The organism is Streptomyces sp. NRRL WC-3626, from assembly GCF_000718785.1.
Classification (GTDB): Bacteria; Actinomycetota; Actinomycetes; order Streptomycetales; family Streptomycetaceae; genus Streptomyces; species Streptomyces edwardsiae.
Window position 1 is genome coordinate 305,233 of record NZ_JOCA01000008.1, and the last position, 22,830, is coordinate 328,062.

16 protein-coding genes are annotated in these 22,830 nt (G+C 70.5%); 11 read left to right on the forward strand and 5 right to left on the reverse strand.

Going from position 1 to position 22,830, the window contains the following annotated elements:
* The first annotated feature begins 109 nt into the window (after nt 1-109).
* The 5 genes from IF28_RS0115475 to fdhD are packed head-to-tail and all read left to right on the forward strand — an operon-like array spanning nt 110 to nt 6,707.
* Nucleotides 110-1,081, forward strand: a complete 972-nt coding sequence (locus tag IF28_RS0115475; protein ID WP_030219643.1) for a 2-dehydropantoate 2-reductase — start codon at nt 110-112, stop codon at nt 1,079-1,081.
* On the forward strand, nt 1,078-3,036 hold the full coding sequence (locus IF28_RS0115480; protein WP_030219646.1) for a molybdopterin oxidoreductase family protein: 1,959 nt from the start codon (nt 1,078-1,080) through the stop codon (nt 3,034-3,036). The genes IF28_RS0115475 and IF28_RS0115480 overlap by 4 nt, the downstream gene beginning before the upstream one ends.
* Nucleotides 3,017-4,984 (forward strand): NAD(P)H-dependent oxidoreductase subunit E, encoded by a 1,968-nt coding sequence (locus IF28_RS0115485; protein WP_030219649.1) that lies wholly within the window; start codon nt 3,017-3,019, stop codon nt 4,982-4,984. The genes IF28_RS0115480 and IF28_RS0115485 overlap by 20 nt, the downstream gene beginning before the upstream one ends.
* Nucleotides 4,981-5,841 carry a 2Fe-2S iron-sulfur cluster-binding protein gene (locus IF28_RS0115490; RefSeq protein WP_030219652.1) on the forward strand — a complete coding sequence of 287 codons (861 nt, stop codon included), beginning with the start codon at nt 4,981-4,983 and terminating at the stop codon, nt 5,839-5,841. Before IF28_RS0115485 ends, IF28_RS0115490 begins: the two co-directional genes overlap by 4 nt.
* A 17-nt stretch (nt 5,842-5,858) precedes the next feature.
* Nucleotides 5,859-6,707, forward strand: a complete 849-nt coding sequence (fdhD, locus tag IF28_RS0115495; protein ID WP_030219656.1) for a formate dehydrogenase accessory sulfurtransferase FdhD — start codon at nt 5,859-5,861, stop codon at nt 6,705-6,707.
* Nucleotides 6,708-6,885: 178 nt separating this feature from the next.
* Here the strand turns inward: fdhD and IF28_RS0115500 are convergent, their stop codons facing one another.
* Nucleotides 6,886-7,887, reverse strand: coding sequence for a bile acid:sodium symporter family protein (locus IF28_RS0115500; RefSeq protein ID WP_078621192.1), 1,002 nt, complete (start codon nt 7,885-7,887; stop codon nt 6,886-6,888).
* A 166-nt stretch (nt 7,888-8,053) separates the two neighbouring features.
* Here IF28_RS0115500 and IF28_RS0115505 point away from each other — a divergent pair, with 166 nt between their 5' ends.
* The 3 genes from IF28_RS0115505 (at nt 8,054) to IF28_RS0115515 (ending at nt 11,928) form a co-directional block, all read left to right on the forward strand.
* On the forward strand, nt 8,054-8,926 hold the full coding sequence (locus IF28_RS0115505) for a LysR family transcriptional regulator (protein ID WP_030219663.1): 873 nt from the start codon (nt 8,054-8,056) through the stop codon (nt 8,924-8,926).
* A 260-nt stretch (nt 8,927-9,186) separates the two neighbouring features.
* On the forward strand, nt 9,187-11,013 hold the full coding sequence (locus IF28_RS0115510; protein WP_030219666.1) for an AMP-dependent synthetase/ligase: 1,827 nt from the start codon (nt 9,187-9,189) through the stop codon (nt 11,011-11,013).
* Between the two features lie 42 nt (nt 11,014-11,055).
* Nucleotides 11,056-11,928: an aldo/keto reductase gene (locus IF28_RS0115515; protein ID WP_051713758.1), complete on the forward strand. Its 873-nt coding sequence runs from the start codon at nt 11,056-11,058 to the stop codon at nt 11,926-11,928.
* Nucleotides 11,929-11,984: 56 nt separating this feature from the next.
* Here IF28_RS0115515 and IF28_RS0115520 read toward each other — a convergent pair whose 3' ends face one another.
* The 3 genes from IF28_RS0115520 to IF28_RS0115530 form a co-directional block, all read right to left on the reverse strand.
* On the reverse strand, nt 11,985-12,686 hold the full coding sequence (locus IF28_RS0115520) for an SDR family oxidoreductase (protein WP_030219672.1): 702 nt from the start codon (nt 12,684-12,686) through the stop codon (nt 11,985-11,987).
* Nucleotides 12,687-12,754: 68 nt separating this feature from the next.
* The gene (locus tag IF28_RS0115525) at nt 12,755-13,699 is read right to left on the reverse strand and encodes a class I SAM-dependent methyltransferase (protein ID WP_030219675.1); all 945 of its coding nucleotides are present in this window, start codon (nt 13,697-13,699) and stop codon (nt 12,755-12,757) included.
* 146 nt (nt 13,700-13,845) lie between these two features.
* A complete protein-coding gene (locus IF28_RS0115530) occupies nt 13,846-15,564 on the reverse strand; it encodes a glycoside hydrolase family 6 protein (protein WP_030219678.1) in 1,719 nt (572 codons plus the stop codon).
* Between the two features lie 492 nt (nt 15,565-16,056).
* On the opposite strand from IF28_RS0115530, the gene IF28_RS0115535 reads away from it, so the two are divergent.
* From IF28_RS0115535 to IF28_RS0115545, 3 genes are all read left to right on the forward strand, one after another.
* On the forward strand, nt 16,057-18,972 hold the full coding sequence (locus tag IF28_RS0115535) for a glycoside hydrolase family 48 protein (RefSeq protein ID WP_030219681.1): 2,916 nt from the start codon (nt 16,057-16,059) through the stop codon (nt 18,970-18,972).
* A gap of 190 nt (nt 18,973-19,162) precedes the next feature.
* Nucleotides 19,163-21,841, forward strand: a complete 2,679-nt coding sequence (locus IF28_RS0115540; protein WP_030219684.1) for a cellulose binding domain-containing protein — start codon at nt 19,163-19,165, stop codon at nt 21,839-21,841.
* 91 nt (nt 21,842-21,932) lie between these two features.
* Complete coding sequence (locus IF28_RS0115545; RefSeq protein WP_030219686.1) at nt 21,933-22,289, forward strand: hypothetical protein; 357 nt, start codon at nt 21,933-21,935, stop codon at nt 22,287-22,289.
* A gap of 82 nt (nt 22,290-22,371) precedes the next feature.
* Here the strand turns inward: IF28_RS0115545 and IF28_RS0115550 are convergent, their stop codons facing one another.
* Nucleotides 22,372-22,773, reverse strand: coding sequence for a hypothetical protein (locus tag IF28_RS0115550; RefSeq protein WP_051713759.1), 402 nt, complete (start codon nt 22,771-22,773; stop codon nt 22,372-22,374).
* Nucleotides 22,774-22,830 lie beyond the last annotated feature (57 nt).

Here is a 22,830-nt window from a genome sequence, read left to right on the forward strand (position 1 = left end):
AAAGCCTTGCTGGCACCTCCTCCATACTGTAGACAATATTTCGTCGACAGAGATTCGGCAGTTCCCGTCGTTCCTCGGTATCCCTCGACCGGACGGAGCTCCTCTCGCCATGAAAGTCGCAGTCCTCGGCGCCGGGGCGATCGGCGCCTACGTCGGTGCCGCGCTCCACCGTGCGGGCGCCGACGTGCATCTCATCGCCCGTGGACCGCATCTGGCGGCCATGAGGCAGTACGGAGTACGGGTGCGCAGCCCGCGCGGCGACTTCACCGCGCACGCCCGCGCCACCGACGACCCGGCCGAAGTCGGCCCGGTCGACTATGTGTTCCTGGGTCTGAAGGCCAACTCGTACGCGGCGTGCGGGCCGCTGATCGAGCCGCTGCTGCACGACACCACGGCGGTCGTGGCCGCCCAGAACGGCATCCCCTGGTGGTACTTCCACCGGCACGGCGGACCGTACGACGGCCGCCGGCTGGAGAGTGTGGACCCGGACGGCGCGGTCAGTGCGGTGCTCGCGCCCGAACGGGCCGTCGGCTGCGTCGTCTACGCGGCCACCGAGCTCGAACAGCCCGGTGTCGTACGGCATGTGGAAGGCACCCGGTTCTCGATCGGCGAGCCCGGCCGTGCCGTCTCGGCGCGCTGTCTGGCGCTGAGCGAGGCGATGCGGGCGGGTGGGCTGAAGTGCCCGGTCGAGCCGGATCTGCGCAACGACATCTGGCTGAAGCTGCTGGGCAACATCTCCTTCAACCCGATCAGCGCCCTGGTGCGCGCCACCATGCGGCAGATGTGCCTGCACGGCGGCACCCGCCAGGTGATCGAGACGATGATGGCCGAGACGCTGGCGGTCGCCGGGGCCCTCGGCTGCGAGGTCGGCGTCTCCATCGAGCGCCGGCTCGCGGGCGCCGAGAAGGTCGGCGACCACCGCACCTCCACGCTCCAGGACCTGGAGCGCGGCAAGCCGCTGGAACTCGACGTGCTGCTCGCGGCCGTCGTGGAACTGGCGGAGATCACCGGTGTGCCGGTGCCCACCCTGCGCACGGTGCACGCCCTGTCGGACCTGCTCGCGCTGAGGAGCGCCGCATGAGCGAACGCGACCGAGACCGAGGCGGCCGAAAGCGCCGCGACCGGAACCCGAAGACCTACACCCGCCTCACCCATCCGCTCGTGCGGGACTCCCGCGACGAGCCCTTCCGCCGGGCGACATGGGACGAGGCCCTGGACCGTACCGCGCGGGGCCTGGCGGCGGCACAGGGCGCCTTCGGGATGTTCTCCTGCTCCCGCGCGACCAACGAGATGAACTACGTGGCGCAGAAGTTCGCCCGCGTGGTGATGCGCACCAACAACGTCGACTCCTGCAACCGTACCTGCCACGCCCCGTCCGTCGCCGGTCTGTCGGCGGCGTTCGGCTCCGGCGGCGGCACCTCCTCCTACGAGGAGATCGAGCACACCGACGTCATCGTGATGTGGGGCTCCAACGCCCGCTTCGCGCACCCCATCTTCTTCCAGCACGTGCTGAAGGGGATCCGGGGCGGCGCCCGGATGTACGCGGTGGACCCGCGCCGCACGTCCACCGCCGAGTGGGCGGAGAGCTGGCTCGGGCTCAACGTCGGCACGGACATCGCGATGGCGCACGCGATCGGCCGCGAGATCATCCACGCGGGCCTGGTCAACGAGGCGTTCGTCCGGCGGGCCACGACCGGCTTCGAGGAGTACCGGGAGCTGGTCGAACCGTGGACCCTGTCCCTCGCGGAGAAGGTGACGGGCGTACCGGCCGCGGCGATACGGGAGCTGGCGCACGCCTACGCCCGAGCGGAGCGCGCCCAGTTGTGCTGGACCCTTGGCATCACCGAGCACCACAACGGCACGGACAACGTCCGCGCGCTGATCAACCTCTCCCTGCTCACCGGCCATGTGGGCCGCTACGGCTCGGGACTTCAGCCCCTGCGCGGCCAGAACAACGTGCAGGGCGGCGGCGACATGGGCGCGATCCCCAACCGGCTGCCCGGCTTCCAGGACCTCCTCGACCCGGGCATCCGGCTGAAGTTCGAGTCCGCCTGGGACTCCGCCATCCAGCCGCGCTACGGCATGACCCTCACCGAGATGTTCGAGGCGATGGAGGACGGCTCCCTGCGGGCCGTGTACTGCATCGGCGAGAACCCGGCCCAGTCGGAGGCGGACAGCGAACAGGCGGTACGCCGACTGCGGTCGCTGGACTTCCTGGTGGTCCAGGACATCTTCCTGACGAAGACCGCCGAACTCGCCGACGTCGTCCTCCCCGCGACCGCCGGCTGGGCCGAGACCGAGGGCACCACCACCAACAGCGAGCGCAGGGTGCAGCGGGTGCGCCGGGCGGTGCTGCCTCCCGGTGAGGCCCGCGAGGACATCGACATCCTCTGCGACCTCGCCGGCCGTCTCGGCCACGACTGGAAGTACGCGGACGCCGAGGCGGTGTGGAACGAGCTGCGCTCGGTCTCCCCGGACCACTACGGGATGACGTACGACCGCCTGGACGAACACCAGGGCATCCAGTGGCCGTGCCCCACCACGGACGGGCTCGAACCCCCCTACCTGCACGCCAGGTTGTGGGAGAAGGACCCGGAACTGCGCGGCCGCGCGGCGCCATTCGGCATCGTTCAGCACGATCCGCCGGTCGACCTCACCGACGAGCACTATCCGATCCGGCTGACCACGGGCCGGCGTCTCGACTCCTACAACACCGGTGTGCAGAGCGGCGGTTTCGCCTCCCCGCTGCGGCGCGGCGAGTACGTCGAGCTGTGCCCGGAGGACGCCGAGCGGTACGGGGTCGTGGTGGGCGAACAGGTACGGGTGTCCTCACGCCGGGGTTCCGTGCTGGCTCCGGTGTGGGTGGACACGGGACTGCGGCCGGGCCTCGCGTTCATGACGTTCCACTTTCCCGACGAGGTGGACACCAACCAGCTGACGATCGAGGCGAACTGCCCGATCGCGGGGACGGCGGAGTTCAAGGCGTCGGCGATCCGGATCGAGAAGGTGAGCACCAGTGGACCTGCACTTCGGTGACAGCAAGCCGACGGACGACGAGCGCGCGGCCGTGGACGCCCTGCTCGGCCCGCCCGAGTCGTCCTGGGAGGGCGCCGACCGCTCCGACGCGGACCTCAGGTGGGCCCGCGGCGGCCGCGAGGCCCGCGACCGCCGCGACCTGCTGCTACCGGGACTGCACGCCGTCAACGACCGGATCGGCTGGATCAGCGAGGGCGCCCTGGACTACCTCTGCCGCCGTCTGACGATCCCCCCGGCGGAGGCGTACGGTGTGGCCACCTTCTACGCGATGTTCTCCCTTGGCCCCCGCCCGTCCACGGTCCTGCACATCTGCACGGACCTGGCCTGCACGGCGGCGGGCGCGACGAGGCTGTGCACGGAGGTCGAATCCGGCCTGGGCCCGGGTTCCGGAGTACAGGTGGAACGCAGCCCCTGCCTGGGCCTGTGCGAACGAGCACCGGCCGCACTGGTGATCCGGGCCGGCGAAACAGCCCGTCCGGCGTTTGAGGACGAGGCCCGTTCAGGGCCGAAGGGGGGTCCGGGGGCGCAGCCCCCAGGGGACGATGGGGGTACCTCCCGCTCGAGCGAAGCCGAGAGTGGGGGAGGGAAGGGGCGGCGGGGGCGAAAAGCCCAAAGGTCCACAGCCGTATGCGCCCCAGCCACCCCCGACACGGCGATCCAAGCAGCCACCGCCCCCGAAACCGCACCCCCCGAGCCCCCACCCACCACCGCCGTCCCCCAGGCCGGCACCCCCACCCTCACCCTCCTCCACCGCATGGGCACAACCGACCCCACCGACCTCGACGACTACCGCGCGAACGGCGGCTACACCGCCCTCCGCCGGGCCTTCGCCATCGGCCCCGCCGCGGTCATCCGCGAAGTCACCGACGCCGGCCTCGTGGGCCGGGGCGGCGCCGCCTTCCCCACCGGCCGCAAATGGCAGGCCACGGCCTCCCAGCCCGACCACCCCCACTACCTCGTCTGCAACGCGGACGAATCCGAACCGGGCACGTTCAAGGACCGCGTCCTCATGGAGGGCGACCCGTTCGCGCTCGTCGAGGCCATGACGATCGCCGCGTACGCCACCGGCGCGCACCACGGCTACCTCTACCTCCGCGGCGAATACCCACGGGCCACCGCCCGCATGGAACACGCCATCGCCCAGGCCCGCGCCCGCGGCCTCCTCGGCGACGACGTCCTCGGCCAGGGCTACGCCTTCGACATCGAGATCAGGCGCGGCGCGGGCGCGTACATCTGCGGCGAGGAAACCGCCCTCTTCAACAGCATCGAGGGTTACCGGGGCGAGCCCCGCACCAAGCCCCCCTTCCCCGTGGAGAAGGGCCTGTTCGGCAAGCCGACGGTCGAGAACAACGTGGAGACGCTGGTCAACGTCCTGCCCATCCTCACCATGGGCGCCCAGGCGTACGCCGCGATCGGCACGGAGAAGTCCACCGGCCCGAAACTCTTCTGCGTCTCCGGCAGCGTGGCCCGCCCCGGCATCTACGAACTCCCCTTCGGCGCCACCCTCGGCGAACTCCTCGGCCTCGCGGGCGTCCGCGACAACCTCCGCGCGGTCCTCCTCGGCGGGGCCGCCGGCGGTTTCGTACGCCCCGACGAACTGGACATCCCGCTCACCTTCGAAGGCACCCGCGAGGCGGGCACGACCCTCGGCTCCGGTGTCGTGATGGCCTTCGACGACACGGTCCCGCTCCCCCGGCTCCTCCTGCGCATCGCCCAGTTCTTCCGCGACGAGTCGTGCGGCCAGTGCGTGCCCTGCCGGGTCGGCACCGTCCGCCAGGAGGAGGCCCTGCACCGGATCGTCGACCGGGCCGGCGCCGACGCCCGTGCCGACATCACCCTGCTGCGCGAGGTCGGCCGGGCGATGCGGGACGCCTCGATCTGCGGTCTGGGGCAGACCGCGTGGAACGCCGTGGAATCCGCCATCGACCGTCTGGGGGCGTACGAATGACCGTGACACCGCTGGGAATCCCCCGCCGACTGCTGGAGTTCACCCTCGACGGAGACCCGGTCCGGGCGCCCGAGGGGTCGACGATCCTGGACGCCTGCCGGGCCGCCGGGAAGGACGTCCCGACGCTCTGCGAGGGCGACACCCTCACCCCCAAGAACGCCTGCCGGGTCTGCGTGGTGGAGGTGGAGGGCTCCCGCACCCTGGTCCCCGCGTGCTCGCGCAGGGCCGAGCCGGGCATGGATGTGCGCACCGGCACCGAGCGGGCCCGGCACAGCCGCAAGGTCGTCCTGGAACTCCTCGCGTCCTCGGTCGACCTGTCGACCACTCCCCGGGTCGCCGAGTGGCTCAAGGAGTACGAGGCGAAACCGGACCGCTTCGGCCCGGACGCGGCCCGCCTCGACGAGGAGCCGAGGGTCGACAACGACCTGTACGTCCGTGACTACGCCAAGTGCATCCTCTGCTACAAGTGCGTGGACGCGTGCGGCGACCAATGGCAGAACAGCTTCGCGATCTCGGTGGCCGGCCGTGGTTTCGACGCCCGGATCGCCGTCGAGCACGACGGCCCGCTCACCGACTCGGCGTGCGTGTACTGCGGCAACTGCATCGAGGTGTGCCCGACCGGGGCCCTGTCGTTCAAGTCGGAGTTCGACATGCGGGCGGCGGGTACCTGGGACGAGGCACGGCAGACGGAGACGACGACCGTGTGCGCGTACTGCGGGGTGGGCTGCAACCTCACGCTCCATGTGCAGGACAATGAGATCGTGAAGGTCACCTCGCCGCACGACAATCCGGTGACCCACGGCAACCTGTGCATCAAGGGCCGCTTCGGCTATCAGCACGTACAGAACCGGGACTGAGCGGAACTGGTGGGACGATGGGACGAGTCACGGAACGACGCAAGGTGCTCCGCATCCGGGACGGGGTGGTCTCCAGCCGCCCCGACACGCTCGTCGCCGAGGAACCACTCGAGATCAGACTGAACGGCAAACCGCTCGCGATCACCATGCGCACACCGGGCGACGACTTCGCGCTGGCGGCGGGCTTCCTGGTGAGCGAGGGGGTGCTCGCGCACGCGGCGGATTTGCAGAACATCGTGTACTGCGCCGGGGCGACCGCCGATGGTTCCAACACGTACAACGTCGTCGATGTGCGGACCGCCTCCGGTGTGGTGATCCCCGACATCACGCTGGAACGCAACGTCTACACCACGTCCTCCTGCGGGCTGTGCGGCAAGGCCAGCCTGGACGCCGTGCGCACCACGGCCCGCCATCCCATCGCGGACACTCCCCCGCTGCGCGTGGAGCCGGAGCTCCTCGCGGGCCTGCCGGACCGGCTGCGCGCGGCCCAGCGGGTCTTCGACCGCACGGGCGGGCTGCACGCGGCGGCCCTGTTCGACGAGGCGGGCGATCTGCTCGACGTACGGGAGGACGTGGGCCGGCACAACGCGGTCGACAAACTGGTCGGCCGTGCCCTGCAGAGCGGGGACCTGCCACTGTCCCGGACGATCCTGCTGGTCTCCGGCAGGGCCTCGTTCGAGCTGGCGCAGAAGGCGGTCATGGCCGGCATCCCGATGCTGGCGGCGGTCTCCGCGCCGTCCTCCCTGGCCGTGGACCTGGCGGCGGAGACGGGCCTGACGCTGGTGGGATTCCTGCGGGGCGGTTCCATGAACGTGTACGCGGGTGAGGACCGCATAGCCCTGCGGGCCGCGGCCACCCAGGGCTGACCGATCCCCCCGCCACACGGCGGCGGGGCCCCACCCGGCGGGGAGCGCCCCCTGCGCCGAGGGGCCCCGCCTCACAACAACCCCGGCCCACCGCTCAACGTACGCAGCTGCGGGCAGTCGTGCCGCAGGGCGGCACGGGTGGGCGCAGCGGCACCGCGCACCGGCGCGCACCGGGCCCTCAGCCCACCCCCGCCCGCGACCGCCCACCCCGGTCCACGACCGCGACCTCCTCCGCCGCGACGGCGTCCCGCGACCGCCGCTTCGCGATCACCGCACACACCATCAGCTGCATCTGATGGAACAGCATCAACGGCAACACGGCCAGCGACGCCTGCGCCCCGAACAGCACACTCGCCATGGGCAGCCCCGCCGCCAGCGACTTCTTCGACCCCGCGAACTGGATCGCGATCCGGTCCCCCCGCCCGAACCCCAACGCCTTCGCCCCGTACCAGCTCAGCCCCAGCATCACAGCCAGCAGCACCGCCTCCACCACCAGCAGTCCCCCCAGCCGAGCGGCGCTCACCTGATGCCAGATCCCCCGCACCATCCCCTCGCTGAACGCCGTATAGACGACCAGCAGGATCGACCCCCGGTCCACCAGCCCCAGCACCTTCCGATGCCGGGCCACGAACCCCCCGATCCACCTCCGCACCACCTGCCCCGCCACGAACGGCACCAGCAGCTGAACCACGATCTTCCCCACCGACCCGCCGGAGAACCCGCCCCCGCTGCCGCCGAGCAGCGCCGCCGCGAGCAGCGGGGTGAGGACGATGCCGGCCAGCGAGGAGAAGGAACCGGCACAGATGGCGGCCGGCACATTGCCGCGGGCGATGGAGGTGAAGGCGATCGACGACTGGATGGTGGACGGCACCAGGGTGAGGAAGAGGAGACCCTGGTACAGCGGTTCGGTCAGCAGCACCGGCACGAGCCCGCGAAAGGCCAGCCCCAGCAGCGGAAAGACGACGAACGTGCAGGCCAGCACGGTCACATGGAGCCGCCAGTGCTTCAGCCCGTCCAGCGCCTCCCGGGTGGAGAGCCGGGCGCCGTACAGGAAGAAGAGGAAGGCGATCGCCCCCGTGGAGGCCCCGGAGGCGATGTCCGCGCCGGCACCCCGCGCGGGAATCAGCGCGGCCAGCCCCACGGTCCCGAGCAGAAGCAGGATGTACGGGTCGACCGGCATCCAGCGCGGCCACTGCAGGCGTTTCACGGTGCTCCACTTGCTCAGGTGCTCGGACGGTCACGGGTGTCCCCTCCCCATCCTGCTCCCCCGCTTCGTGATCGGGAATCCCGTACACCGCTCTCACTGTCATCACGTTCCGCGATGACCACCCCGTACGCTGACCCGCATGTACGACCCGACGCATCTGCGCACGTTCCTGTCGGTCGCGCAGACCCTGAGCTTCACGCAGGCGGCGCGGCGCCTCGGCCTGCGCCAGTCGACGGTGAGCCAGCACGTACGGCGGCTGGAGGAGGCCACCGGGCGTCAGCTGTTCACGCGGGACACGCATTCGGTGGAGCTGACCGAGGACGGCGAGGCGATGCTCGGCTTCGCCCGGCGGATCCTGGACGTGCACGAGCAGGCGACGCAGTTCTTCGGCGGCACCCGGCTGCGCGGGCGGCTGCGGTTCGGCGCCTCGGAGGACTTCGTACTGACCCGGCTGCCGGAGATCCTGGAGCGGTTCCGGCACGAGCACCCGGAGGTCGATCTGGAGCTGACGGTCGAGCTGTCGGGCACCCTGCACGAGCGGCTGGCGGCGGGCGGGCTGGACCTGGTGCTGGCGAAGCGGCGCCCGGAGGACCCGCGGGGCGAGCTGGTGTGGCACGACGAGCTGGTGTGGATCGGCGCGCCGGGACTGCGGCTGGACCCGAACCGCCCGGTGCCGCTGATCGTGTATCCGCCGCCGGGCATCACGCGTGCCCTCGCCCTGCGGGCGCTGGAGGAGGAGGGACGCCCGTGGCGGATCGTGTGCACCAGCGGCAGCCTCAACGGGCTGCTCGCGGCGGCCCGCGCCGGGCTCGGCGTGATGGTGCACTCGCGCGGGCTGATCCCGCCGGGGCTGGTGCGGATGCCGGAGCGGGCGGGGCTGCCGGAGCCCGGCGAGGTGGACTTCGTGGTGGTGCACGGGCGGCGCCGCCCCTCCGCGCAGGGCGCGGCGGACGCGCTGGCGGCGGCGATCCTCGCGGGCGGCGACCGGCTGCACCGGGGCGGCCGGGGGTGACTCCCCGTGACCCCAAACGCCGGTCATGCGGGCGTACAGATTCCGTGGAGATTACGGCACCGATACTTACCCGACCGTCAGGTTTGTGTCCGACCCTTCCCCATGTGGGGGCTTTTTCCTTCACTGACCAGCGGGAACAAGAGCTTCGCTCAGCTCTCCACCCCCTCCCGCCCCCCGATCGCGTGGGGTAGCTTTCACGGCGCCGCGCGGGACGAGGGCGTCACCGCGTCAGTGCGAGCGCTGAGGAGCGGAGAGCGGGATTGCGCGAATTCACCAACCCTCCGTTGGCCCTGGAGCCTCCGGTGGGCGGTCTGGCCGACGTGGTCTTCCGTCATGCCGCGGAGGACCCGTCGCGCATCGCGCTCGGCCGCAAGGACGACTCCGGTGAGTGGCGGGACGTGACCGGCGCCGAGTTCCGCGACGAGGTGCTGGCCCTCGCCAAGGGCCTCCTCGCCGGCGGCGTCCGCTTCGGCGACCGCGTCGCGATCATGTCCCGTACCCGCTACGAGTGGACGCTGTTCGACTTCGCGCTGTGGACGATCGGCGCTCAGGTCGTCCCCGTCTATCCCACGTCCTCCGCCGAACAGTGCTTCTGGATGCTGTACGACGCCGAGGTGACGGCCGCGGTCGTGGAGCACGAGGACCACGCGATGACGATCGCCACGGTCATCGACCGGCTGCCGCACATGCGCCGGCTGTGGCAGCTCGACGCGGGCGCGGTGCAGGAGCTGTACGACGCGGGCGCGCACCTCGACGACGAGGTGGTGCACCGGCACCGGAGGGCGGTCACCCCCGAATCCGTGGCGACGATCATCTACACCTCGGGCACCACGGGCCGCCCCAAGGGCTGTGTGATCTCGCACGGCGGCTTCATGTACGAGGCGGACACCGTCATCGAGCGCTGGGAGCCGGTGTTCCACTCCCGCCGGGGCGACGAGGCGGCGACGCTGCTGTTCCTGCCGCTCGCGCATGTCTTCGGGCGGATGGTGCAGGTCGCGGCGATCCGCGGCAGGGTGAAGTTCGGCCATCAGCCGCAGCTGAACGCGGCGGCGCTGATGCCCGATCTGGCCGCGTTCCGGCCGACGTTCTTCCTTGCCGTGCCGTACATCTTCGAGAAGGTGTTCAACGCGGCGCGGCGCAAGGCGGAACGGGAGGGCCGCTCGGGGCCGTTCGAGAAGGCCGTCGACGTGGCCATCAAGTACGCGGACGCGATGGAGGCGAAGGCGTGGGGGGACGGGCCGGGCCCGTCGGCGGCGCTGCGGATGCAGCACCAGCTCTTCGACAAGCTCGTCTACGCCAAGATCCGGGCGGCGATGGGCGGCAGGATCCGGCACGCCATGTCGGGCGGATCGGCGATGGACCGGCGGCTCGGACTGTTCTTCGCGGGCGCGGGCGTGCACATCTACGAGGGGTACGGCCTCACCGAGTCGACGGCGGCGGCCACCGCCAACCCGCCCGAGCGCACCCGCTACGGCACGGTCGGCCAGCCCATTCCCGGGGTCACCGTGCACATCGCGGACGACGGCGAGATCTGGCTGCACGGCGACAACATCTTCGACGGCTACCTCAACAACCCCAAGGCCACCGACGAAACGCTGCACGACGGCTGGCTGGCCACCGGTGACCTCGGCTCCCTCGACGAGGACGGCTATCTCACCATCACCGGCCGCAAGAAGGAGATCCTGGTGACCTCCGGCGGCAAGAGCGTCTCACCGGGGGTGCTGGAGGAGCGGGTGCGCGACCATCCGCTGGTCAACCAGTGCATCGTCGTCGGCAACGACCGCCCGTACGTGGCCGCGCTGGTCACCCTGGACCAGGAGGCCGTCGAGCACTGGCTGACGATGCGCGGCAAGCCGCGGATGTCGCCGTCCGAGCTGGTGCGCGACGTGGATCTGGAGACGGAGGTGCGGCGGGCCGTGGTCGCGGCCAACACCCTGGTCTCGCAGGCCGAGTCGATCCGCACCTTCCGCATCCTGGCGCAGCCGTTCACCGAGGAGCACGGGCTGCTCACCCCGTCGCTGAAGCTGAAGCGCAAGGCGATCGAGAAGACGTACGAGACCGAGGTGGAGGCGCTCTACCGGGCGTGAATTTACCGGTCAGGAATGCGTGGCGGGCCGTGATCACCGACGATGGGGGGTGACACCTGTCCACAACCTAAGGATCGAGAGCTCGTGAGCAAGGTCCCCCCGATCATCCTGAACAACGGCGTCGAGATGCCCCAGCTGGGTTTCGGCGTCTGGCAGGTTCCGGACGCGGAGGCCGAGACGGCCGTGACGACGGCACTGGAGGCCGGCTACCGCAGCATCGACACCGCGGCGATCTACGGCAACGAGAAGGGCACCGGCAAGGCCATCGCCCGGTCCGGCGTGCCCCGCGAGGAACTCTTCGTCACCACCAAGCTCTGGAACAGCGACCAGGGGTACGACTCCACCCTGCGGGCGTTCGACACCTCGCTGTCGAAGCTCGGCCTCGACCACGTCGACCTGTATCTGATCCACTGGCCGATGCCCGCGCAGGGCCGGTACGTCGACACGTACAAGGCGTTCGAGAAGCTGCTCGCCGACGGCCGGGTCCGGGCCATCGGTGTGTCCAACTTCCTGCCCGACCACCTGGACCACCTGCTCGCCGAGACGTCGGTGGTCCCGGCGGTCAACCAGATCGAGCTGCACCCGCATCTGCAGCAGCACACCGCGCGTGAGCACCACGCGGAGCTGGGCATCGCCACCGAGGCGTGGTCGCCGCTGGGTTCCGGCAAGGGCATCCTGGAGATCCCGGCGATCGTGGCGATCGCGCAGAAGCACGGCCGGACACCGGCGCAGATCGTGCTGCGCTGGCATCTGCAGCTGGGCAACGTCGTCATCCCGAAGTCGGTGACGCCGTCGCGGATCGCGGAGAACATCGACGTCTTCGGGTTCACCCTGGACACCGAGGACCTCGCCGCGATCAGCGCGCTGAACGAGGACCGGCGCACCGGTTCGGACCCGGCGGACGTCAACAGCTGACCGTACGCGTGCGACGGCCCTCCCCGCGGTGGGAAGGGCCGCCGCGCGTTCGCGGGTCAGTTGGGCTGGCCGAGGGGCCGTACGACCACGGTGTTGACGTCGACACCGGCCGGCTGTCCCAGGGCCCAGACGATCGAGTCGGCGATCTGGTCCGCGGTCAGCAGGTGGCCGGGCGGGAGGCTGCCGAGGGAGTCCCAGAACGGGGTCTCCACGCGGCCGGGCGCGATCAGGGTCACGCCGACGCCCCAGTCGGTGACCTGGCGCCGGGTGTTCTCGGCGAGCCCGGTCACCGCGTACTTGGTGGCGCCGTAGAGGTTGCCGGGTGTCGGCACGAAGCCCGCGACGCTGCCCACCAGGACGATCCGGCCGCGCGTCTCCTTGAGGGCGTCGATCGAGGCCCTGATCAGCAGGGCGGGCCCGAGGACGTTGGTCAGCACCATGTCGGTCCAGCCCGCCGGGTCGCCCTCCGCGACCGAATCGCCGGTGGCGAAACCGGCGTTGGCGACGACGGTGTCGAGCCGGCCGAACTCCGCCAGCGTCCTCTCCACCGCCGTCGTCACGTCGTCGTACTCGGCCGTGTTCCCGGCGAGCGTCAACAGCTCGCCGGGCTCCCCCAGTTCCTTGGCGAAACGGCGAAGCCGTTCCTCGCCGCGCCCGGTGACGGTCACCCGCCATCCCGCGTCGAGCAGCCGTCGGGCGACGGCGGCGCCGATACCGCTGCCGCCGCCGGTGATGAGCGCGACCGGAGAGTCGGTCATGGAAACCCCCTGTTGAGTCGTTGTGTGCCGGGGAGTCCATCACTTGGAGAGCGCTCCAAGTCAAGTTGTCACACGGGCCGTACCGCCGCGTGCACGGTGTGGGCGGCGAGGACGAACACGTCGGGGCGGTGGTGGACGCTCGCCCTGTCGTCGGCGTCGAGGAGCCGGTCCAGGGTGGCACGGTCGTCGGCGTCGAGGCATTCGCCGAGGACCTCGCGGGTGCGGGTGAGGGCGTCGGTGACGTAGGCGCGGGCGCGGTCCGTGGCCGGGGCGGGGAGGTCGAGGAGGAAGGTGCGCGAGCGGGTGTGGCGCAGTCCGGCCGAGGCCAGCAGGGCCTGCCAGTCCTCGACGACGGCCACCGAGCCCGGCAGTTCGGCGCGCATCAAACCGAACCGCTCCTCCTCCAGCGCGTCGATGCGCGCCTGGAGGCCGGGGCGGCCGAAGCCGATGTCACGGGGCAGGAACCGGGGCGCCAGACCGCCCTCCATCACGGCCAGCGTGCCGCCGGGCGCCAGCCGCTCGGCGCAGGCGGCCAGTGCGGCGGCCTGGTCGCCCAGGTGGTGCACACTGCGGCTGGCCCACAACAGGTCGGCCGGGTAGTCCAGTTCGCCCAGCACCTCGGGGAGGTCACCGGCGAGGGTGTCGAAGCGGTCGGCGGCGCCCTGGCGTGCGGCCCGGTCCCGGGCCCGCTCCAGCAGCGGAGCGGAACCGTCGACGGCCACGACCCGGGCGCCGGGGAAGGTCTCGGCGAACAGACAGGCGATGACTCCGGGGCCACTGCCCGCGTCCACGATCAGCCCCGGTTCCGTCACCTCCTTCGCCAGCCAGTTCAGGGCCCGCTCGTACAGCGGGGTGAACAGCTCCGCCTGGGATTCGAGCAGGGGCGCCATCTCGGCCCAGTCGATGTCACCGTGGTCGTGGCCGTGACCGTGCCCGTGCCGCTGCTCGCGGTCGTTCCCGCGGTGGTCGTGCCCCTCGCCGTGCTTGTGGTCCTGCCTGTGGTCGTGCGCCATGGTGGTCAGCCTCTCCGCTCGGATGCCGTCAGGGTGCGACGACGCCCCGGCAGGAAGCAAACGATGTTGCCACTCCCGCAAAAGAACGGAGAAGCGCGCGGCGGTCCGCCGGGGCGGGGCCCCCGGCGGACCGGTGGTTCAGCCCGTCACGACAGCGGCGGGTACGCGTTCTTCATCAGCTCCTGGAACTGGGCGGAGAACCAGTGCCCGGAGACCGGGGCGTTCGGCAGGGCACCCGACATGTGGTCGTTGTTGCGCGGGTTCCCCTCGTACGTCGGGTCGCACATCCGGTCGAAGCCCTTGCCCTCGTCGTTGTCGATGGCCTCGCTCGACCCGTCGGACTCACCCGGGGGCTTCATCCAGACGTAGGCGTCGATCCCGGCCTCCGGGGAGGCCTTCGGCCGCTCACCGAGACCGGCTCCCGACTGGTTGCACCAGTTGCCGAGGTGGATGCGGCGGTCGTAGCGGCCGCCGTCGACGTAGGTGTTCACGTCGGTGGTGGCACCGGGCCCGCTGGGCCGGTTCGCACCGCCCCAGCCGTTGCGGGAGGTGTCGATCAGCATGCCGATGTTCGAGTCGAACCCGATCGACACCAGCTGGTTGCGCAGCGCCTGGGCGTACGACAGCTCGTCGACGTAGCGGTTCCAGTCCACCCACGACGACTCGCGCACCGACTTGCCGGCCACGTTCTGGCCGACGGAGAAGTGGTCCTCCTTCAGCGCGCTGTAGTTGGCCGTGTTGGCGATGAAGCCGTGCACGTCGGCGACGGTCGCGCCCTCGGCGGTCGCCGCCTGCTTGAACATCTGGGCCGAGGCGCCGAAGTTGTCGTCCCAGCCCAGCCAGCCGTGGTGGCCGGCGTCGACGTAGTTGTAGACGTTGCCCACGTCGCCCAGCTTGTTCAGGGCGTAACCGACGCCCTTCACGTAGTTGCCGTTGGCCTTCATCACGTCGCAGTTGGGCGTGGCGGTGGCCCGCGGCGTCACGTTGGTGACCAGGTTGGGCAGGGAGTCGATCTCGACCGTGGTGACGATCCGCAGCGAGGCGTACTTCGAGTCGGCGAGGATGGTCTTGATCGGGTCGATGTACTCGGTCTTGTAGCGGTCGATCTCCGTCGGGCCGAGCTCGCCGTTGGAGGCGAGGGCGGCGCAGTCACGGCCGGGCAGGTTGTAGATGACCAGCTGGATGACGAGCTCGCCGGAACCCTTCTGGCGCAGGGCCTCGTCGAGGTGGTCGCGCAGGCTCATCCCGCCGTTGACGCCGTTGATGGCGGCGGTGCGGTCCAGCCAGACGCCCGTCGGCTGGTTGGCGATACGGCTGCCGCCCGGCTCGGCGGCGGCCTTCTCGGACCACTCGGGGTTCACGTACACCTTGGCGCCGGAGTAGGGGTTGTTCACCCGGTCTCCGGCGGGCGGATCGGTCGGGTCCGTCGGGTCGGTGGGGCCGCCGGAGTCGACGTTGCAGGTCACACCGTCGAGGGTGAAGGTGGCGGGGATCGCGTTGCTGCCGCTGTAGGTGCCCTGGAAGCCGAAGGAGGCCGAACCCCCGGTGGCCAGGGTGCCGTTGTAGGACTCGTTGGCGGCGGTGACGTTCGCTCCGGACTGGCTCACCTTGGCGTTCCAGCCACTGGTGACCTTCTGGCTCCCGGCGTACGACCACTTCAGCGACCACGACGACTTGGCGGCGCTGTTGTTGGTGATCGTCACGGCGGCGGTGAAGCCGGAGCCCCAGTCGTTCTGGATCTTGTAGTCCACGGTGCAGGGGACGGCGGCCGCGCCGGTGTCGCCGGGGACGGCGGCGATCGCCGTCCCGGTGGCGCCGGCGACCAGCGCCATGGCGGCGAGAAGCGCGGTTCTGGTGCGACTCATGGTGCGGGTTTCCTATCCGTAGGGGGCTGTCCTTCTCGGGCGCGCGCAGACGATCGCGCGGCCTGGTGCCTTACGGGGTGGGGGTACCGTCCGGGCCCGGTCGGGACAGGCCCGCGGTGCCGGCCGGAGGTTCCGGGCAGCACGGACGGCAAGGGGATCCCACGGGATGAGCGACCCCGCGTCAGGTGCTCCACACAAGCACGGGGAAGGCTAAAAGTACTGAACGCGGGGGGTGGCGCATGAGCGACTCCTTGCAGCTCGGACGCGTCGTGGCGGACGCGTCGACTGATGGAACCGCTCCCACTGGTGCACATGAAGCTAGCGCCAAGTGACGGCAAAGAACAGAGGGACCGCCGACTTTCACCCAGCGGGAACCGTCGAATGTTTTCGATTCGCCACAAGGCTTGACCGCTCACTACCCCATCCCCACTATGGGAGCGCTCCCACTGGTTCAAGGCTTGACATCTCCGAGTCGCAGGAGGAACCAGCACCATGCATCCCCCACCCAGGAGACCCCGAGGCTTACGGCGGTTGCTGACCGTCGCCGCCGCTGCTCTCGCGCTTCCGCTGGCGATGCTGTCGGCCGGTTCGACCCCCGCCCAGGCGGCGGCCGTCCAGTGCAGCGTCGACTACAAGGCGAACGACTGGGGCTCCGGCTTCACCGCGGAGCTGACCCTCACCAACCGCGGTACGGACGCCATCGACGGCTGGACCCTGACATACGACTACGCGGGCAACCAGAAGCTCTCGAACGGCTGGAACGGCGGCTGGTCGCAGTCCGGCCGGACCATCACCGTGAAGGACGCCGGGTACAACGCCCGGATCGCCGCCGGCGCCGCCGTCACGACCGGCGGCCAGTTCACCTACAGCGGAAGCAACGCCGCTCCCACGTCGTTCGCGATCAACGGCACCACGTGCGCCGGCGCCCACCAGCCGCCGATCGCCGTGCTGACCAGCCCACAGGCCGGCGCGGTCTACTCGCAGGGCGAGACGGTCCCGCTCGCCGCCACCGCGGCGGCGGCCGACCAGGCCACCATCAGCAAGGTGGAGTTCTACGACGACACCGAACTGCTGGGCTCCGACAGCAGCGCGCCCTTCACTCTTTCGGTCGCTGGTTTGACCGTGGGCAGTCATTCGCTGGTGGCGAAGGCGTACGACAGCATGGGCGCCTCCGCCTCCTCCACCCCGGTCGGCATCACCATCGCCTCGGGTCCCGCCGTGGTGGCGACGCCGTCCCAACTCGGCGTGCAGCAGGGCGAGTCGGGCACGTACCAGGTGAAGCTGTCCAAGCAGCCCAGTTCGAACGTGACGGTCACGACGGCCCGCGCGAGCGGCAACTCGGGACTGTCGGTGTCGGGCGGCGCGTCGCTCACCTTCACCTCGTCGAACTGGAACACCGCGCAGAAGGTGACGATCGCGGCCGACGCCTCGGGCAGCGGTACGGCGGTCTTCGAGTCCTCGGCACCCGGTCACGCCAAGGCGGCGGTCACGGTGACGCAGCTGGGCGCCCAGAAGGCGTACGACGCGCGTTTCCTGGAGCTCTACGGGAAGATCACCGATCCGGCGAACGGCTACTTCTCGCCGGAGGGCATCCCGTACCACTCGGTGGAGACACTGATCGTCGAGGCGCCGGACCACGGCCACGAGACCACCTCGGAGGCGTACAGCTATCTGCTGTGGCTGCAGGCGATGTACGGCAAGGTGACCGGTGACTGGACGAAGTTCAACGGGGCCTGGGACATCATGGAGAAGTTCATGATCCCGACCCACGCCGACCAGCCGACGAACTCCTTCTACAACGCCTCCAAGCCGGCGACGTACGCGCCCGAGCACGACACCCCGAACGAGTACCCGTCGCAGCTCGACTCGGGTGTCTCGGTCGGCCCCGACCCGATCGCGTCCGAGCTGAAGTCGGCGTACGGCACCGACGACGTCTACGGCATGCACTGGATCCAGGACGTCGACAACGTGTACGGCTACGGCAACTCGCCCGGCAAGTGCGAGGCGGGCCCCTCGGACACCGGACCGTCGTACATCAACACCTTCCAGCGCGGCCCGCAGGAGTCGGTGTGGGAGACCGTCCCGCAGCCCACCTGCGACGCCTTCAAGTACGGCGGGAAGAACGGCTACCTGGACCTGTTCACCAAGGACGCGTCCTACGCCAAGCAGTGGAAGTTCACCAACGCCCCCGACGCCGACGCGCGCGCCGTGCAGGCCGCGTACTGGGCGGACCTGTGGGCGGAGGAGCAGGGCAAGGCCTCTCAGATCTCCGGGACCGTCGCCAAGGCCGCGAAGATGGGCGACTATCTGCGCTACGCCATGTACGACAAGTACTTCAAGAAGATCGGCAACTGTGCCAGCCCGTCCTGCCCGGCCGGCACCGGCAAGGACGCCTCGCACTATCTGCTCTCCTGGTACTACGCCTGGGGCGGTGCCACCGACACCTCGGCCGGCTGGGCCTGGCGCATCGGCTCCAGCCACGCGCACGGCGGCTACCAGAACCCGCTGGCCGCGTACGCGCTGAGCTCCTACGCCGACCTGAAGCCGAAGTCGGCCTCCGGCCAGGCGGACTGGGCCAAGTCCCTCGACCGGCAGCTGGAGTTCTACCGCTGGCTGCAGTCGGACGAGGGTGCCATCGCGGGCGGCGCCACCAACAGCTGGGGCGGCAGGTACACCTCGCCGCCGTCCGGGACGCCGACCTTCTACGGCATGTACTACGACGAGAAGCCGGTGTACCACGACCCGCCGTCCAACCAGTGGTTCGGCTTCCAGGCGTGGTCCATGGAGCGGGTCGCCGAGTACTACCAGCAGACGGGTGACGCCGACGCCAAAACGGTCCTCGACAAGTGGGTCGACTGGGCGCTGTCGGAGACCACGGTCAACCCGGACGGATCCTTCCGGATCCCGGCGACGCTGCAGTGGTCGGGCAAGCCCGACACCTGGAACGCGTCGTCACCCGGCGCCAACAGCGGACTGCACGTCAGTGTCGCCGACTACACCAACGACGTCGGTGTGGCCGCGGCGTACGCCAAGACGCTGACGTACTACGCCGACCGCTCCGGTGACACGGAGGCCGCCTCGACCGCGAAGGCGCTGCTCGACGGCATGTGGGAGAACAACCAGGACGCGCTCGGTATCGCCGTCCCGGAGACCCGCGCCGACTACAACCGCTTCGACGACCCGGTCTACGTCCCGAACGGCTGGAGCGGCACGATGCCGAACGGGGACGCGATCAACTCGTCGTCGACGTTCGAGTCGATCCGGTCCTTCTACCAGGACGACCCGGCGTGGTCGAAGATCGAGTCCTACCTCGAGGGTGGCGCGGCGCCCACCTTCACGTACCACCGGTTCTGGGCCCAGGCCGACATCGCGCTGGCCATGGGCTCGTACGCGGAGCTTCTGGAATAGCCCCCGCCAAGCGCTCCGCGGGGCAGGCGGTACTTCGGCGCCCCTCTTCGCGAGCGCTTGATGGCTCCGCACCCAGGTCCCGTCACAGGACGGCGGGATCGTCCGGCCGGGCGGCCCCCACCCACGCCAAGGGCCGCCCGGCCCTCGCACGCTCTCCCCGCTCCCCCTCCCCCCAAGAGGAAGGAACCCCGTGCGAAGAACCCGTGTTCTCACGGCCGTGCTCGCGCTGGCGGCCGGTCTGCTCGCGGGCGGCCCGCCCGCCCTCGCGGCCGACGCCCCACAGCCGGCCGCCCCGCTCGCCGCCGACACCTACACCTGGAAGAACGCGCGCGTCGACGGCGGCGGCTTCGTGCCCGGCATCGTCTTCAACCGCGGCGAGAAGGACCTCGCCTACGCCCGCACCGACATCGGCGGCGCCTACCGCTGGCAGGAGTCGTCCCACACCTGGACGCCCCTGCTCGACCACGTCGGCTGGGACGACTGGGGGCACACCGGTGTGGTGAGCCTCGCCTCCGACTCCGCCGACCCCGACCGGGTGTACGCGGCGGTCGGCACGTACACCAACGACTGGGACCCGACGAACGGCGCCGTACTGCGCTCCACCGACCGGGGCGCCAGCTGGAAGAAGGCCGGTCTGCCGTTCAAGCTGGGCGGCAACATGCCCGGCCGGGGCATGGGCGAACGGCTGGCGGTCGACCCGCACGACAACGACGTGCTGTACCTGGGCACGCCCAGCGGCCACGGGCTGTGGCGGTCCACCGACGCGGGGGCCACCTGGTCCGAGGTGACGTCCTTCCCCAACCCCGGGAACTACGTACAGGATCCGAGCGACACGTCCGGGTACGCGTCCGACAACCAGGGCATCACCTGGGTCACCTTCGACGAGTCCACGGGCAGCGGCGGCACGGCGACGAGGACGGTCTACGTCGGCGTCGCCGACAAGGAGAACGCCGTCTACCGGTCGACCGACGCGGGCGCGACCTGGCAGCGCGTCGCCGGGCAGCCCACCGGATACCTGGCGCACAAGGGCGTCCTGGACGCCGAGAACGGCTATCTGTACCTCGCCTACAGCGACACCGGCGGCCCGTACGACGGCGGCAAGGGCCGGCTGTACCGGTACGCGACGGCGACCGGCACCTGGACGGACATCAGCCCGGTGGCGGAGGCCGACACCTACTACGGCTTCAGCGGACTGACCGTGGACCGGCAGCACCCGGGCACGGTGATGGCGACGGCGTACAGCTCCTGGTGGCCGGACACCCAGATCTTCCGCTCGACGGACAGCGGCGGCACGTGGACGCAGGCGTGGAGCTACACGTCGTACCCGAACCGGGAGAACCGCTACACGATGGACGTCTCGTCGTCCCCCTGGCTGACCTGGGGCGCGAACCCGTCCCCACCCGAACAGACGCCGAAACTGGGGTGGATGACGGAGGCGCTGGAGATCGACCCGTTCGACTCGGACCGGATGATGTACGGGACGGGCGCGACGATCTACGGCACCGAGAACCTGACGAACTGGGACGACGACACGCGGTTCACCATCACACCGATGGTGCGCGGCCTGGAGGAGACGGCCGTCAACGACCTGATCTCCCCGCCGTCGGGCGCCCCGCTGGTCAGCGCGCTCGGTGACGTCGGCGGCTTCCGGCACACGGACCTCACCAAGGTCCCGGCGATGATGTTCACCCAGCCGAACTTCACCTCGACGACCAGTCTCGACTTCGCCGAGTCCAACCCGAACACGATGGTGCGGTCCGGCAATCTCGACTCCGGTCCGCACATCGCGTTCTCGACGGACAACGGCGCCAACTGGTTCGCGGGCACCGAACCTTCGGGCGTGAGCGGCGGCGGCACGGTCGCGGCGGCGGCCGACGGCAGCCGCTTCGTGTGGAGCCCGCAGGGCGCCGGCGTGCACTACGCGACCGGCTTCGGTACGTCCTGGTCGGCGTCGTCGGGCATCCCGGCGGGAGCGATCGTCGAGTCCGACCGGGTGGACCCGAGGACGTTCTACGGTTTCAAGTCCGGGAAGTTCTACGTCAGTACGGACGGCGGCGCGACCTTCACCGCGTCGGCGGCGACAGGGCTCCCCGCCGGTGACAGCGTGCGCTTCAAGGCGCTGCCGGGTGCGAAGGGCGACGTGTGGCTGGCCGGCGGAGCGGCTGACGGCCCGTACGGGCTGTGGCACTCCACCGACTCGGGGACGACCTTCACCAAGCTGTCGAACGTCGACGCGGCGGACACCGTGGGCTTCGGCAAGGCGGCACCGGGCGCCTCGTACCAGACGCTGTTCACCAGCGCGGAGATCGGCGGCGTACGCGGCATCTTCCGCTCCACGGACAAGGGCGTGAGCTGGACCCGGGTCAACGACGACGCGCACCAGTGGGGTTGGACGGGCGCGGCCATCACGGGTGACCCGAGGGTGTACGGCCGGGTCTATGTGGCGACCAACGGACGCGGTGTCGTGTACGGCGACACCTCGGACACCGGCGGCACCGACCCGGACCCGGAGGACCCCGACCCGGAGGACCCGGACCCCGGGCCGACGGGGGCCTGCGAGGTGACCTACACGATCACCAACCAGTGGCCCGACGGCTTCCAGGCCGACGTCAAGCTGACCAACACGGGCTCGAGCGCCTGGAACGGCTGGTCCCTGAACTGGTCCTTCGCCGACGGGCAGAGGATCTCCCAGCTGTGGAACGCCTCCCACACCCAGTCGGGCGCGGCGGTGACGGTCCGCAACACCGACTGGAACGGCACGGTGGCGGCGGGCTCTTCGGCGGCCTTCGGCTTCACGGCGACCAGGTCGGCGGCCAACAGTGAGCCCACCACCTTCCAGGTGGGCGGGGAGACCTGCACGGTAGGTTGACCCCCACTGAACTCCGGCCCGTCCGTACCCGGTACGGACGGGCCGGAGTCGTGGGGCACCACCGGAGGGGAAAATGATCACCAAAAGGCTTGTGAGACCCGCTCTCGCCGTCGCGATGCTGACGGCGGTCGCCGCGTGCGGGGGATCGTCCGAACCGGAGCGGCCGGCGGACCGTGCGCAGAAGCCGTCCGCAGAGGCGAGCGCCCCGGCGGACGCCACGCCGGTCACCTCCGTCATGCCCGACCTCACCGGCGGCAACGCCGGACGTGCCGCCGAGCAGTTGGACATGGAACGCGAGCTCGTCTTCGAGGACGCGAGCGGGCAGGGCCGCCCGGTGGACGACCCGGCCGGCTGGAAGGTCTGCGGCTCCCGCCCGGGCCCCAACCAGCAGATCACCGGCTACCCGGTGGTCCTCGACGTGGTGAAGACCTCGGAGAACTGCGCCTAGTACGGCCGAAAGGCCACGGTGGCCGCACATGCCACGGCCCCGGACCGGGCAGGTCCGGGGCCGTGGCATGTGGCGGAGCGGGTCAGGCGACGACGTCGATGTATGTCGAGGGCCCGTAGCTGCCGCCCTTGACCGGGGTGACGTACATGCGGACGCTCTTGCCCTCGGGGAGGTCCCCGCCCTTCCAGGGGCTGCAGTAACCGGCGTTGTGGCCGCGGGTGTCGGTATACCGGTCGATGACACCGTCGTAGTTGTAGTCGAGGGCGGCTTCGATGCCCCAGCCGTCCGACTTGGTGTCACAGGCCCGGATGGCGTCACCGGGGGTCGAACCGGACGGGTCCTGGTTCCAGGTGGCGCTGCCCGCGTCGCCGGGGGCGTAGATGGTGACGGTTCCCGCCCACGCCTGACCCTGCAGACCGACGGCGAGACCGACCGCGCAGGCGCCGGTGACCAGCGTCCGGAGTGCGGCTCTTCCGGTCTTCATACTGATTCCTCCCCAGGCCCGGGACCCACGCCCTGGCATGCGCGGATCAATATGCCA